Annotated in this window: 16 protein-coding genes; 1 reads left to right on the forward strand and 15 read right to left on the reverse strand. The window is 39.2% G+C overall.

The window, feature by feature from the left end:
- The first annotated feature begins 161 nt into the window (after nucleotides 1–161).
- Nucleotides 162–1,868: a restriction endonuclease gene (locus tag FRX97_RS00005; RefSeq protein ID WP_147012085.1), complete on the forward strand. Its 1,707-nt coding sequence runs from the start codon at nucleotides 162–164 to the stop codon at nucleotides 1,866–1,868.
- A gap of 24 nt (nucleotides 1,869–1,892) precedes the next feature.
- Here FRX97_RS00005 and FRX97_RS00010 read toward each other — a convergent pair whose 3' ends face one another.
- The 15 genes from FRX97_RS00010 to gcvH all read right to left on the reverse strand — a co-directional run bounded on the left by FRX97_RS00010 (nucleotide 1,893) and on the right by gcvH (nucleotide 13,763).
- Entirely contained in the window at nucleotides 1,893–2,135 is a 243-nt protein-coding gene (locus FRX97_RS00010) for a hypothetical protein (RefSeq protein ID WP_223266525.1), read from the reverse strand.
- Nucleotides 2,136–2,151: 16 nt separating this feature from the next.
- The gene (locus tag FRX97_RS00015) at nucleotides 2,152–2,682 is read right to left on the reverse strand and encodes a DUF420 domain-containing protein (protein ID WP_147012089.1); all 531 of its coding nucleotides are present in this window, start codon (nucleotides 2,680–2,682) and stop codon (nucleotides 2,152–2,154) included.
- Nucleotides 2,645–3,304: an SCO family protein gene (locus FRX97_RS00020; RefSeq protein WP_170226950.1), complete on the reverse strand. Its 660-nt coding sequence runs from the start codon at nucleotides 3,302–3,304 to the stop codon at nucleotides 2,645–2,647. Before FRX97_RS00020 ends, FRX97_RS00015 begins: the two co-directional genes overlap by 38 nt.
- Nucleotides 3,305–3,365: 61 nt before the next feature.
- Nucleotides 3,366–3,740, reverse strand: coding sequence for a cytochrome C oxidase subunit IV family protein (locus FRX97_RS00025; protein ID WP_147012092.1), 375 nt, complete (start codon nucleotides 3,738–3,740; stop codon nucleotides 3,366–3,368).
- A gap of 22 nt (nucleotides 3,741–3,762) precedes the next feature.
- Nucleotides 3,763–4,602, reverse strand: coding sequence for a cytochrome c oxidase subunit 3 (locus FRX97_RS00030; RefSeq protein ID WP_147012094.1), 840 nt, complete (start codon nucleotides 4,600–4,602; stop codon nucleotides 3,763–3,765).
- 32 nt (nucleotides 4,603–4,634) lie between these two features.
- Nucleotides 4,635–5,357, reverse strand: coding sequence for a cytochrome c oxidase subunit 3 (locus FRX97_RS00035; RefSeq protein ID WP_147012096.1), 723 nt, complete (start codon nucleotides 5,355–5,357; stop codon nucleotides 4,635–4,637).
- 9 nt (nucleotides 5,358–5,366) lie between these two features.
- Nucleotides 5,367–6,239: a heme o synthase gene (cyoE, locus tag FRX97_RS00040; RefSeq protein WP_147012098.1), complete on the reverse strand. Its 873-nt coding sequence runs from the start codon at nucleotides 6,237–6,239 to the stop codon at nucleotides 5,367–5,369.
- Between the two features lie 44 nt (nucleotides 6,240–6,283).
- Nucleotides 6,284–7,648 (reverse strand): capsule assembly Wzi family protein, encoded by a 1,365-nt coding sequence (locus FRX97_RS00045; RefSeq protein ID WP_147012100.1) that lies wholly within the window; start codon nucleotides 7,646–7,648, stop codon nucleotides 6,284–6,286.
- Nucleotides 7,649–7,651: 3 nt separating this feature from the next.
- On the reverse strand, nucleotides 7,652–8,656 hold the full coding sequence (locus FRX97_RS00050; RefSeq protein WP_170226951.1) for an MraY family glycosyltransferase: 1,005 nt from the start codon (nucleotides 8,654–8,656) through the stop codon (nucleotides 7,652–7,654).
- A 42-nt stretch (nucleotides 8,657–8,698) separates the two neighbouring features.
- Nucleotides 8,699–10,105 carry a hypothetical protein gene (locus FRX97_RS00055; protein WP_147012104.1) on the reverse strand — a complete coding sequence of 469 codons (1,407 nt, stop codon included), beginning with the start codon at nucleotides 10,103–10,105 and terminating at the stop codon, nucleotides 8,699–8,701.
- The gene (gene fcl, locus FRX97_RS00060) at nucleotides 10,074–11,006 is read right to left on the reverse strand and encodes a GDP-L-fucose synthase (RefSeq protein ID WP_147012106.1); all 933 of its coding nucleotides are present in this window, start codon (nucleotides 11,004–11,006) and stop codon (nucleotides 10,074–10,076) included. The genes FRX97_RS00055 and fcl overlap by 32 nt, the downstream gene beginning before the upstream one ends.
- Nucleotides 10,999–12,087, reverse strand: a complete 1,089-nt coding sequence (gene gmd, locus FRX97_RS00065; RefSeq protein ID WP_147012108.1) for a GDP-mannose 4,6-dehydratase — start codon at nucleotides 12,085–12,087, stop codon at nucleotides 10,999–11,001. The genes fcl and gmd overlap by 8 nt, the downstream gene beginning before the upstream one ends.
- Nucleotides 12,088–12,244: 157 nt before the next feature.
- Nucleotides 12,245–12,913: an energy transducer TonB gene (locus FRX97_RS00070; protein ID WP_147012110.1), complete on the reverse strand. Its 669-nt coding sequence runs from the start codon at nucleotides 12,911–12,913 to the stop codon at nucleotides 12,245–12,247.
- Nucleotides 12,914–12,998: 85 nt separating this feature from the next.
- Nucleotides 12,999–13,382 (reverse strand): VanZ family protein, encoded by a 384-nt coding sequence (locus tag FRX97_RS00075; protein ID WP_170226952.1) that lies wholly within the window; start codon nucleotides 13,380–13,382, stop codon nucleotides 12,999–13,001.
- 9 nt (nucleotides 13,383–13,391) lie between these two features.
- The gene (gene gcvH / locus FRX97_RS00080; RefSeq protein ID WP_147012115.1) at nucleotides 13,392–13,763 is read right to left on the reverse strand and encodes a glycine cleavage system protein GcvH; all 372 of its coding nucleotides are present in this window, start codon (nucleotides 13,761–13,763) and stop codon (nucleotides 13,392–13,394) included.
- Nucleotides 13,764–13,770: the final 7 nt, after the last annotated feature.

Here is a 13,770-nt window from a genome sequence, read left to right on the forward strand (position 1 = left end):
TAGCGCTTCTATTGCTACCATTGCCTTAAATTTAGCTGTGAATTTCCTTTTTGTTCGTGCCATTTCTAACGGTTTTTTTAAATGTAAATAAACTTAACCGCTGGTCCACTTTTTAGGGAGTATTACATATATTATCCGAATCAGATTCGAATATCAAAAATGTGGATAGCAGAAATATTGCTAGAATATTTAACCTGGTACAAAACGAGTTTGCAGATTGCATTAAAGCTGAGTTTGTTCATACGACATCGCAATTAGACATACTTATTGATATTCTCATAAAAGATGGAAATTCAATCCTGAAAAGAGATTGGTTAAACAAGCTTTACGAAAAGGAATTGGATAGCCTACGACAAAAAACCAAAGAATTAAACAAGGAATTAATTTCAGAAAAACCAACTCTTGACGTAAGCCGAATTAGAGATTATAAAATTTACAAATCCTGTGTTCATGAGGCATATTTCAATGATGACGAAAATAATAGAGATGCCAAAATTACAGATGACGAACTATCCATTCTAGTTACCCTCACTAAGGCCCTGAACCTTTCCCAAGAGGAGGTGAAACTAATTAACTACCTAATTATCCCTCCAATAAAAAGTGATATTGACGAAGTAATCAACTTTCTGAAGAACATTGGAGTGATTTTTTACTCTAAAAAGATCAATACAGTTTATGTTGCTGATGAAATGGTTATGCTATTAAGGCGAATTCGCAAAAAAGATGTAGCGGACAAGTACTTTAAGCGAGTTCTAAGGCTTTTAAAAGACTCTCAAATCAATCAATTATGTAGGAATCACAATATCTCATATCGCGATATTGATACTGAAACTAAGATTAAACAGCTAATCAAAGAAGGTATCTCCTTCTCCGATGTGCTTTTTGATGAGATGTACAAACCAGGAACTACTTTAACTGAGAAAAAGAAGGTTCTAAATGAGTTATGGACCGACAAATTGAAGTTTGAGGGATCACTAAAAGGAAGTACCCTAGAGGAGAAAGTGGAAAACCTAATTAGTCATTTCAATGAATTGGAAAAAGACGAAAAGGTTGGAATTTCTATTGAAGGTTACGAAAGATTAATAACTGACCTAAAAAGTTTCAGCACTAGCTTTGATAGAGATATTCGTGCGGCATTTGAAATAGAAGATCGAATTGAAATCGAAAGTGATTTTCTATTGGACCTAAATATTAAGCCAAGAGATTTGCTGGACAACCTTTCTAAAGAAGATTTAAAGCGCTTCGCCGAAGGTGCAAATATCAAATCCAGGGGGGATATTGCCTTAAATATTCTGGAGGCATATACAGACATTGAAAATCTTTTTATTGAAAATTACACTCTTATAGGAACAAGAGATTTAGCAAGCCTAAAAGAAAATGGCATAAACATTAAGGAAAGTGAACTAGGGTTAAAATTTGAGGATATAACGGGTGAAATTTTTAAGCAGCTTGGATTTAATGTTGATTATGATCTTAAAAATCAAATAAGCACCAATAAGAACAAAATTGATCTGATTTTAAACTTGGGGAACCAAGACCTAATGATTGTGGAATGTAAGACATCAAAAGACAGTAGCTTTAATAAGTTTAGCACAGTCTCTAGACAAATCAAATCTTACATTAATACAGCAGAAAAATCAGGCTACAACGTGGTTAAGTCCCTATTGATTGCACCCGAATTTAGCGACGATTTCATTAACGAATGTGGTTTAGAATTTGAGATTAACCTATCCCTAATAACAGCAGAATCATTGTCAAAAATTCTGGAATATTTCAGAGAATCTAAGCACGAAAAACTTCCCTATCAACTATTTATGAAGGATGTCTTAATTAGAGAGGATAGAATTCAAAAAGCCCTAAAGAAATAAACTAGTTGGTGGGTAGTTAAAAGATTACCCGCCAATTACTCCCATATCCAACAAAAATCCCTTTATTCTATCTTTAAAAAAGTGCCAGAATAAAAAGCCCAATAATAGATAGGGGATGAACATGATGTAGATAATCCCTTTATTGATTCCTGCTCCAGTATTTAACTGGTTGGGATCTGCTTGGGAAGAAGATTCGGTAACCGCTTTACACATAGCACACTGCGCATTCGCTTCTTCTACAAAAAGCAGTAACAAGGCAATCGACACTATGTAAAAAGCGATTTTACGCATAGTAAGGCGATATCATCAGGTAAACAATAACTCCAGTTGCCGCAACGTAAATCCACAATGGAAATGCATAACGAACCAACTTTTTATGACGGGTTACCAGGTTATTAATACCATAGGCATAGCTAAATAGCACAAGGGGTATGATACCCACGCTTAGGACTATGTGAGAGATTAATACAAAGTAATAAATGGTTCTAATTGTACCTTCGCCACCGAAAGCTGTGGAGTCTGATGTTATGTGATAGGCCACGTAACACAACAAGAAGAACAGCGACAGTACCAATGAGAATTGAATGAACAGACGATGTAAATCTATGTTCTTCTTTTTTATAGCTACTAATGCCATTAGGAGTGTAACCACGGTTACCGCATTAATACCGGCATAAATTGGAGGTAAAAATGAAAGATCAACCCCGTCGATTTTAACTTTAAATAAAATGGCAACGGCCAGGGGAATGACTACAGAAACTGCTGTAATTAATTTCTTAGTCTGTGGACTTAGCTTTTCTTCGGTTGTATGCATCGATATCTTCCTCTTTAAGCAGGAGTTTTATTTCATCTCCCAAACGGTCAACCTCCTCGGAATTGGTTCCATCGTAAAAGCCTCTAATTCTACCCTTACGATCTACCAATACAAACTTTTCGCTATGTAAAAACCCACCTGGCGCCGAAACGTCTTCCTGGGCAGCCAATAAGTAACTGCTCGCGCCCAGCGTGTATATTTCGCTTTTATCACCAGTTAATAGTACGGTTCTATCGTCTTGTAAATGATACTTTTCTGCAAAAGCCAGAAGGACTTCTGAGCTATCGTGTTTTGGATCTACGCTATGAAGTAAAAACTTGATTTCATCAAAGGCCTCGTTATCCAATTTAAGTTGTAAACGCGCCATTTGTTGGGTCATCCTCGGACAAATAGAAGGACAACGGGTAAAAACAAACCCAGCCACGTATATGGTACTATCGATATCTTTTGAACCAAAAGCCCTGCCGTGTTCATCTATAAAGTTGAACTCCGCAATGCGGTGGTCCAGGGTATCGATAGTTCCCGTAGCCTCGTTATACACTTCTACCTTAGGACCAAAGACAGGTAACCTTTTAAAATTATGGGTTCCCATGTTGAGAAACCACAATAAAAAAACAGGCATGAGCAACATGAGTGCTATGCCTGTCCATTTTAAATATTTAGGTGCTGGTTTCAGAGCTTATCTAAAAGAATTTAACTAACATATCGTGCACGTAGCTAGACTCTGTTAGTGCAATGAAAATTAAATAACAGATAAATAAAGCGTATGGATAAAGAATTACGTTTCTCGCATTCTTTCTTTCATCACCAAGGTGCATGAAAGACATTACAATGTATCCTGCTTTTACCAAGGTTAGGATGATATAGAATAACTTAATCCAAAACCAAGTTGTATCTGATACTGTTCCTCTTCCGTAAAATACACCAACAAGAACTTCTACAGCAGTAATTACCGTTAATAACAAGGTAACTTTGATGATGTTCTTACGAATTTTTCTTCCCGCTTCTTCTCCGTGAACCTGATCGGGAGCGTATTCAATAATATCGTCTCTTTCCATTTCCTTAAATCAATGTTTGGGATTACAGTAGGTAGAAGAAGGTAAATACAAATACCCACACTAAATCTACAAAGTGCCAGTAAAGACCAACTTTCTCAACCATTTCGAAGTGACCTCTAGAGTCGTAAACGCCTCTTGCCACTTGAATAAGAACCAATAGGTTTATCACTACTCCAGAGAATACGTGGAAACCGTGGAAACCAGTGATAAAGAAGAAAAAGTTTGCATATAACTGAGGTCCGTATTCGTTTTCTTTAAGGTTAGCACCTTGAACGTGCTTGTACATGGTAGAAAGTGCTTGATCTTTCTCTGTTCCGCTTAATACGGTTCCGTCTTCTAATACAAGATCCGCTTCGGCATAAAGCTCCTCGGTGCTATGGAAATGGTGTCCGTGCGTTTCGAAGGTTGCTTTTTCTCCGTTTTCAAGAAGAACATACCCACTAGAACCGTGGATAAAGTGAGACCACTCCCAAGCCTGAGACCCTAAGAAGAAGAATCCACCAACTACAGTTGCTGCCAACCACTTGATAACACCTTTTTTATCTAGTCTATGACCCGCTTCTACTGCTAACACCATGGTTACCGAAGAAACAATAAGTAAAAAGGTCATTAATGCCACATAAGCCAAAGGCAAATAAGCATCTGTACCTGGGAAAGAGTGGAATACATCTTCCGCTATAGGCCATTCGCCTGTATACTTGTGTCTTGCATATCCGTATGCTACTAGTAATCCTCCAAAGGTTAGTGCATCGGAAACTAAAAAGAACCACATCATGAGCTTTCCGTAGCTCATAGAAAATGGTGACATTTTACCGCCCCATAAGGTGGCTGTGTCTATCTGCTGTTTAGCATGTCCTGCCATAAACCGCTCCTCGCTTTAAAAGTTGTGCAATTTTAATGAATAAAAAGTAAAAACAGGAACAAATATAGCCACAAGCCGTCTAGAAAATGCCAATATGTTCCACAAAGTTCTAAGCGTAAAGTATTTCCGCCCTGATATTTCCCTTTTTTAGATTCAATATAAACAACCAACAAGTAGATTAATCCCCCTAATAAATGCAGTAAATGCACCGCACTAAGAATGAAAATGTAGCTACTTGCGCTGTTGCGAGAACCCAAAATCTTATCTTTTAATGGGTTTTCGTAGTACTTATCATCTGGGCTGTAAAATTCTCCATCTACCTCAACCAGCTTTTGCCCTTTGTAAATAAAAGTGTAATCCTCGCCGTGGGTACCTTTTAAATCGTTAAGGCTCCCAATAAAATAACTCCCCTTCTCGGTGAGTTGATTCCAGCTTTCGAATTGAATTAAAGCAAATGCTATCCCCAGTAACAGGGTAACCATCACCAAAGCCGTTGGGTTTTGATTGTTTCTGGCTTTTTGTAGCGCTTTCCAAATGGTAAAGCTACTTAGTAATAAGACTGCTGAAGAAATATAAAATCCGCTTGGAAGGGTAATATCTACCCAAAATCCATCGGCTTGCGAAACGATGTAAGCTGAGGTTAATCCCCCAAACAACATCACTATGCTGAATATACCTATGTATAACAACATTTTCTTTGAACGCGCTTTAACCTCGGGGCTATCGGCATTGGTTTGATTTTCTATCTGACTCATAAAATGATTTTAGATTTTATCTACCACTATGGCTATTAGCGCCACCGGCAAATAGAAGAAACTGCTAAACATTACTTTCCTTGCCATAGAAACCGACAATCCAGTGTAAAGTTTTCCGCTGTAATACGCTATAGGCAATGCCGCGATAGCTGCAATTATCCCTCCATATAATCCAGAGAAATTGAATGCATATGGCAACAATCCACATGGAATTAAAAACAACGAATACATATAGATCTGGAATGCACTAGATTGATCTCTACCTCCAGCAGATGGTAATAATTTAAACCCACCCAAGCTATAATCGTCTTCTAATACCCATGCAATAGCCCAAAAGTGAGGGAACTGCCAAATAAATTGTATGATAAACAAAATACCGCCTCCTAAACCAAAGCTATTAGCCGCTGCTACCCAACCTAATAGGGGCGGAATTGCACCCGGAAAAGCTCCGATAAACACGGCGAATGGTGTTTTAGATTTTAAGGGCGTGTATATAAAGGCGTAAGAAACTAATGCCGATAAACTAAGTAAAGCGGTTAACCAGCCAAACGCGAAATAAAGTGTCCCTAAACCAAGAATGGCAGTAATAACACACAGAACCCATGCCTGGTTGGGTGTCATTTTCCCAGCGGGCAATGGACGTTCTTTGGTTCGCGACATTTTCTTATCGCTCTCTATTTCAATAATCTGATTAATTCCGTTACTAGCCCCAGTCACTAACATACCCCCAATTAGCAGCCAAAGTAGATTTAGCCACTCCTTTCCTTCCGGCATATGATGGAACATATATCCAAATAAGGCGGAAAAAATCACCAAGGAGGATAATCGGAGCTTAAAAAGCGCCGGTAGTGAGGAAAACGGATTGTGTTTCTTTTCTACCACGTGGGAAATTTGTGCAAAAATAGAGCTTTAGTCGGGTTAGAAAATTAGTATTGATAGTAATTCTTAAAGATCCCTCTTCTAATTCCTACTTCTAACCAATAATCATTGTCATTTTTATAGCCAGTTCGCGAAGAAAAAGCCAACTGTAACCAGTATGGATTACCATTTACCTCAACCTTTCGATCTAACCAAAAAGAATAAAAAAGGTAGTTGTCCGGAATTTCTACCGCCTGATATCCGTAATCCGACTTTCTGTTGTTGCTGCTGCTATATATATCTCCACCATCTTGTGCCAGCCTGCTGCCAAGTTCTATGGCCGACAGATGAAAACCATACTTAAAAGATTGATTTTCAACCTGACCCCGCAAAATGGATTCGGAAAAATTATTTCCAAGAGGATGACCAATAGCCCGCCCCCTATGATGCCAACCTTGAGCCACAAAATTATGTCCAAAAGTAAAAGGACGAGTTCGGTTGTGCTCCAATCTAAGCTTTAAGGTACCGTTTCCTATTACAAACGACTTTTCCAATCCTAATTGTAAAGACCATTTATTGGCCCACCAACCATCGCCAGCTTTTAACTCTCTCAGAAGAAACTCATCGAAAATCAACTTTCCGTAAGCGGTAAAGCCGTTCTTGTTTAATTGTAATTCTCCTCCCAGCAAGGCGTTATCCGAAGATCCAGATTGAAATTCAACCGGCCTATATGGAACAAAGGGTATTAGATACTGAGCTTCAATATATCTCTGGTTGGATGAATCGTTGGCCGCCCATGTTATGGCCTCGAAAACAGCGATGCGCAACCAATGATTCTGATACCCAAACTTATGGTGCACTATGCCCTTATGCTTACTGTAAAACTCATTATCGGGATACTCACCCTTTGGATTCTGCGCAATTTGATATCGATAATTGAAAAAGAATTTTTTGCCTGTCCAGCTAAAACCCAAAAATGGAATGGGAGCAGATAAAGAATTATGTAAAAGTCCTCTATACCCAATATCTTCACTAAAGGTTGCTTTTCCTGTGGCCAAAACACTGCGATCAGATAACTTATAGCTTAAAACATAATTTCCAGCTAATAGTGGTCCGCTTTCTCCTACATAATTTAGTGGTGCGCCGCTTTTGCGCAGCAAAATTTGGTCTTCACCAAAGTTCCCCATAAATAACTGGGGTTGCAATAAGAATTGAAGACGGTTAACCTGAAACCTGGCCTGATAGCGAAATTCGACATAGCCATTTAACAGATTCTTTTGCTTGGAAGCATTGAGTGAATTAATTCCCCTTAGCTGCATGGAAAACCCAGCACTTACATCCTTAATGGAATCAATTTTGTTGATGGAAATAGACTGGGCAAATATTTGAGAAAAACTCAATGCTAAGCCTAATATCAACAAGGAAATTCTCATCGATTAACGCAATCTTTTAATCCAAACCAGTGCTTGCAATAAAAGGGCAGCCGAAAATAACATGGCCACAAAATACCAGGTTACAGGTAGTTGATCCCAAACCAAATTCAATAGAATTACTGCAATACAATAGCCGTATAAAATTACAGCTACAGGACCATGACGCCTTTTATTATCGTCGATTAAGATGTGATGCACGTGATTCTTATCCGGGGAAAATGGGGAAACTCCATTTAAGGCTCGAATTGCAAAAACTCTTAGCGTGTCTATGAGTGGATAAGACAAAATAGACATTGCCAAAACAGGCTTGGAAACGGGTCTTAAAAACTCCCAATCTGGTTGGGTAGGGTAATTTATAAGCTTCATTGCCAAAATGGCCAAAACGAAACCAATAACCAAACTCCCAGAGTCGCCCATAAATATTTTGGCTGGAGAAAAATTAAAGACTAAGAAGCCACTAAGCGCACCCGCTAATGATATAGCTAGGGTAGTCCAAAACAGGTCGCCACACTGATAGAAGTAAAAAGCAAAAAACAAGGAGGCCAAACACCCAATACCTGCTGCCAAACCATCTATACCGTCTATTAAATTCATTGAATTTATTATGACGATATAAGTAAAAATACTGAGGCTGTACGAAACGATATCGGGTAATTGATGTAGCCCAAATATCCCCCCCATACTTACTATTCTAATATCAGCTAGATAAACCAGAATGTACCCAACAATAAGATGAGCAATCAGCTTTTTAAGTGCGGATAAGCCAGTTATATCGTCTTTTAACCCAACGTAAAAGAGGATAAGCAAACAGCAAATGAGGTATCTAAATTCGTTACCCGTGTTAACATCAGTAACTGGGGCGAACAAGCAAAATGTAATTAAAAAACAAGCGAATATCGAAACACCACCAATGGTTGGAGTAGAATACACATGTACCTTCCTTTTTCGATCCGGAACATCCACCAGGTGCTTAATTTTCGCCACCTTAATGACAACCGGTGTTGCCACCAGCATTAAAATTATTCCGCAAAAAAACACTTCGAACATACACTAAAAATCTAGGCGACGACCAAACAAATGGGTAGCCAATCTAACATAAATATTTCGGTCTAAACCGCTAACTGCGTAGCCACATTGAATTTTTAAGTGATAACTGGGGTTTATCACATACCCCAATCCAAAATCGCCTACTAATCTAGTGTTTCGCGTACCGCTTGGTGCCTTGTATACAGAGTATATTACCCCTGTTCCGTGAAGGAAAAATCGCTTGTAACTCGCCTCACTTTCCAAAAGGGTCTGCTGATCTCCCATATCTCCATTTGCCGGAAATATTCCAGAATACTCGCTTAACAGAGCAACATCCGAGAACCATAATTTTTCTGCCCTAAATCGCAGTCCAAATTCCCGTTGTAAATTAAATTCTCCTCCTAGCTGAAATTGGCCATTTTCAGTAAAAAAATCCACAAATGCTGTTCCGTAAAATTTAAGGTAGTTATTGGGTTTAAAGAGTATATCCAATGTAACCGAGTTACTTTCCACTCTTTCATCTGGTTTATCATCTTTTATGTGACGTGCCAAAACTCCCAAAAGCGGAATCGGATTATAGTCGTACCAAGTGGCTGGATTTTCCTTCGAATCCATCAACAACCCTTCGTCTTTATGCGACCTGCTATATCTCAACTCCCCAAGTCCTACACTTAACTTTTTAGATACATCATAGATAATACTAGATTTAACTCCCCTATTTTGCTGAAACTGAGCTTCCGCACTTGCTGTTTTCTTTATGCGTTCGGAACTGCTTAAACGAAACCACACATTTTCTAAGCGCAGTTTATTTTGGTATAGATTGATGGAAGATTGGAGAAAAGGGTAAGAGGCAAAATTTCTTCCGAACACCAGATTTCTGTATCCCGCACCCTGAATAACCTTACCGTAACCACCTTTTAAGTGCCATCCTTCAGTAGGATTCAGAGCTATAGTTCCTCCTGCGTTATTGGCATCGAAACCGTTTTCTTTAAAACGCTTCCAACGACTGTACTCCGGAATAGCGCCATGACTTTCGTAGAATTCAGATAAAAAGGATGGAGGATGAACTGTTTGCATCTCCAAAATATAGGCCTCAATCTCAAGGTTATTGCCAAATACTCCTACGTAAGCTCCTCGCCCATTGCGCCACCAATAATCTCCATTAAACTTCGAGTTTCTTCCAACTATTTGGTCTAAAAGGGGCGTTATAACGATATCCGTCTTGTCATCCCTTACAGATACTAGGGGTTCGGTTACAAGCCGCTGAAGAAAATTCCGTGAATCTATATTTGTATCCAAGCGGATAATAGGCGATTGATCCAATTTAATGTCGCCACCTCTTACTTGTGCCTTTGCTTCAATGGATAAAAGGGAAATAAAGAGAAGGGTTATTATGGATTTATGCAGAATATTTTGACGTAAACTCTTCATAAACAGATTTTATTCCCTCTTGGAGAGAAATTTTTGCTTTCCAGCCCAAGTTATTAATACGTGTAACATCCATCAATTTTCTTGGTGTACCGTCGGGCTTACTCGTGTCATGTACAATTTCACCTTCAAAGCCAACGATGTCTTTTATCAACTCGGCAAGCTCCAGAATAGATAAGTCTTCTCCTACTCCAACATTCAAGAACTGGGAATCATTATAATTATCCATTAGGAACAAACAAGCCTCCGCCAGATCATCTACGTGCAAGAACTCTCGTTTTGGAGAGCCCGTACCCCAAAGGGTAACGCTTTTACTACCGTTCAACTTAGCCTCGTGAAACTTTCTGATTAAGGCCGGCAGTACATGCGAATTTTGAGGGTCGTAATTATCATTTGGACCGTACAAATTGGTCGGCATGGCAGAAATAAAATTGCAGTTGTACTGGTTTCTATACTCTTCGCACAACTTTATTCCCGCAATTTTTGCAATGGCGTAAGGTTCATTTGTTGGCTCCAGGTATCCGCTAAGCAAATACTCCTCTTTTAAAGGCTGTGGAGCAAGCTTTGGGTAGATACAAGATGAGCCTAAAAAGAGTAGTTTTTCAGATTTAAAATCATGTGCGGCCTTTATGATGTTGGAGGCAATCAGCAAATTATCATACAGGAAGTCGGCACGATAAGTGTTGTTTGCAACTATCCCCCCAACCTTAGCAGCAGCTAGAAAAACAATCTCTGGTTTTTCGGATTCAAAAAAAGTGTTTACAGCAGACTGGTTGCGTAAATCCAGCTCAGAACTGGTTTTATACACCAGATTGCTATAGCCTTCTTGCTTCAATTTTCGAACGATGGCAGACCCCACCATCCCCCTATGTCCGGCTACATAGATTTTGGCGGCTTTATTCATGATAGTTCATCACTTTATGGCCACCTTTTAGCAGGTATTTATCTCTTTGGAATAAGCTAAGATCGGCCTGAACCATATCTTTAACAAGGCCTTCTAAATCATATTTTGGTTCCCAGCCCAATTCTTTTTTCGCCTTACTAGCGTCTCCTACTAATAAATCTACTTCTGCAGGTCGGTGGTAGCGTTCATCTATTTCAACTAAAACATTTCCAGTTGCTTTATCTAGACCTTTTTCGTCGACTCCGCTTCCTTTCCACTCCAACTCTATTCCAACCTCCTTAAAAGCAAGGTTAACAAAGTGTCTAACCTCGTAGGTTTTTCCTGTTGCCAATACAAAGTCATCAGCGGTTTCTTGCTGCAGCATGCGCCACATACCTTCAACGTAGTCCTTGGCGTGTCCCCAATCGCGTTTAGCATCGAGATTTCCTAAGTACAGTTTATCCTGAAGTCCGAGTTTAATTTTAGCAACTGCTCTTGTTATTTTTCTTGTAACAAAAGTCTCCCCCCTAAGTGGTGATTCGTGGTTAAATAGTATTCCGTTGCATGCGTACATTCCGTAGGCTTCACGGTAATTTTTGGTAATCCAAAAGGCATATAACTTAGCCACCCCGTATGGAGATCTAGGGTAAAATGGCGTGGTCTCTTTTTGAGGAATCTCCTGTACCAACCCGTAAAGTTCCGATGTAGAAGCTTGATAGAATTTTGTTTTCTTTTCCAGGCCACAAATCCTAATTGCCTCTAACAAGCGCAAAGTACCCACTCCATCAGCGTTTGCTGTATACTCTGGCATTTCAAAAGAAACTTGTACGTGCGATTGAGCTGCTAGGTTATATATTTCATCAGGTTGCACCTCCTGCACAATACGAATAAGATTAGTGGAGTCGGTTAAGTCTGAGTAGTGTAACTTAAATCGAATATTTTTTTCGTGAGGATCCTGGTATAAGTGATCTATTCTATCGGTATTAAAAAGAGATGCTCTCCTTTTTAAACCATGCACTTCATATCCTTTTTCTAGTAGGAGTTCTGCTAAATAAGCACCATCCTGTCCAGTGATTCCTGTAATTAAAGCTACCTTCTTCATTTCTTATACGGGTAAGGCCACAAACTTAGGTTTTTAAGATAGTTTTAGAAAGTAAATTTTATCCTCAAAGCCAGTAAATGAGCGGCAAAAAACAATCATGCAAAAAAAAACCACCTAGCCGATGCTAGGTGGTTGTACAATTATAAATATCCGACAATTACCTAAGGGTAAACCTTACTGGTAAGTTGTACTGAACTTTCACTTTTTTACCACGCTGCTCACCTGGTGTCCATTTTGGCATAGAGCGAACAACTCTTAACGCTTCTTCGTCGCATCCTCCGCCAATTCCGCGTAGAACTCTAGCGTCTGAAACAGAACCATCTTTCTCAACTACGAAGGTTACGAACACTACCCCTTGGATACCTGCATCTTGTGCCATGGTTGGGTACTTAATGTTCTTTCCTAAGTATTTAAAAAGCTCTGCATCTCCACCAGGGAATTGAGGCATTTGCTCAACAATGGTAAAAATCTCTTCTTCTTCTACTTCTTCTGCCGGCATCTCAACGATTTCAACGTCGGTGTCTTCATCAACCTCAAGGTCCATAACCTCAAGTTCTTCTTCAACATCCTCCTCATCGTCTACAATTTCGATAACAGTTGTAGGTTGTGGTGGTGGAGGTGGTGGAGGTGGCTGCACTTGTGCAATAGGCACAATTTCCTCCTCGATAAGATCTAATTGTAATTCACCTAAGGAAGATATTTCCTTATCGTAGGTGGTATACTCAAATGCCAATAGCACCAAGGCCAAGGCAAAGACTAACCCCACGAATAAAAATCCGCTGCGTTTGTTTTCTAGGTTAGCTTCTGGGTTTTTCTTTAACTCCATATTGTGCAGTTTGCCTCAAAAATAGAGGATTTGTTTAATCTAAACGAAATTCCGAGGCGTTTATTTTTTGCTTTTTTCTAATTCCCTATAAATAGAATAATCGCTTTCCGTATAGAACCCGAAATCCTGTTAATCCAGCCAAAATTCCAGACATGTTGGCTAAAATATCCATCCATTCAAAATTTCTATCCACCACCCAATTCTGTAAAATCTCGGTAAGACACGAAAATGTAATTACCAAAACGAGTGAAAAAACTATGGGGTGGTATCGAAATCCGCCGTGTATGTATTCCTTTTTAACTCCAATTATGGTAACCAGGGTAAAAATAAAATACAAGGTAAAGTGGATGACCTTATCCATGCTAAACTCTCCCAGGTTATTTTCTGGAAACCAAGAAGAGGGGATTAATCCAAGGACCAGGATAATTAGTCCCCAAATTATACTCACCACATGGAAACGGAATACCAAAACGGAATCTTACAGAATAGCCTTGTAGTCGTCTGCAGATAATAGACTATCTACATTTGTATCGGCCATCTTAATCTTTATCATCCATCCTTTACCGTATGGATCTTCATTTACCAACTCAGGATTATCTTCTAACTCCTCGTTAAATTCCATTACCTCACCGGTAAGTGGCATAAACAAGTCAGAAACAGTTTTAACAGCCTCTACCGACCCAAAAACTTCTCCCTCTTCAACGTCATCACCTACGGTGTCTACGTCTACAAAAACAATATCTCCTAGCTCTCCCTGAGCAAAATCGGTGATACCTACCGTTGCAATATCTCCTTCTATTTTAACCCACTCGTGGTCTTTGGTGTACTTTAAATCTGCTGGAATATTCATGATTTAA

This window comes from Luteibaculum oceani (assembly GCF_007995015.1).
Classification (GTDB): Bacteria; Bacteroidota; Bacteroidia; order Flavobacteriales_D; family Luteibaculaceae; genus Luteibaculum; species Luteibaculum oceani.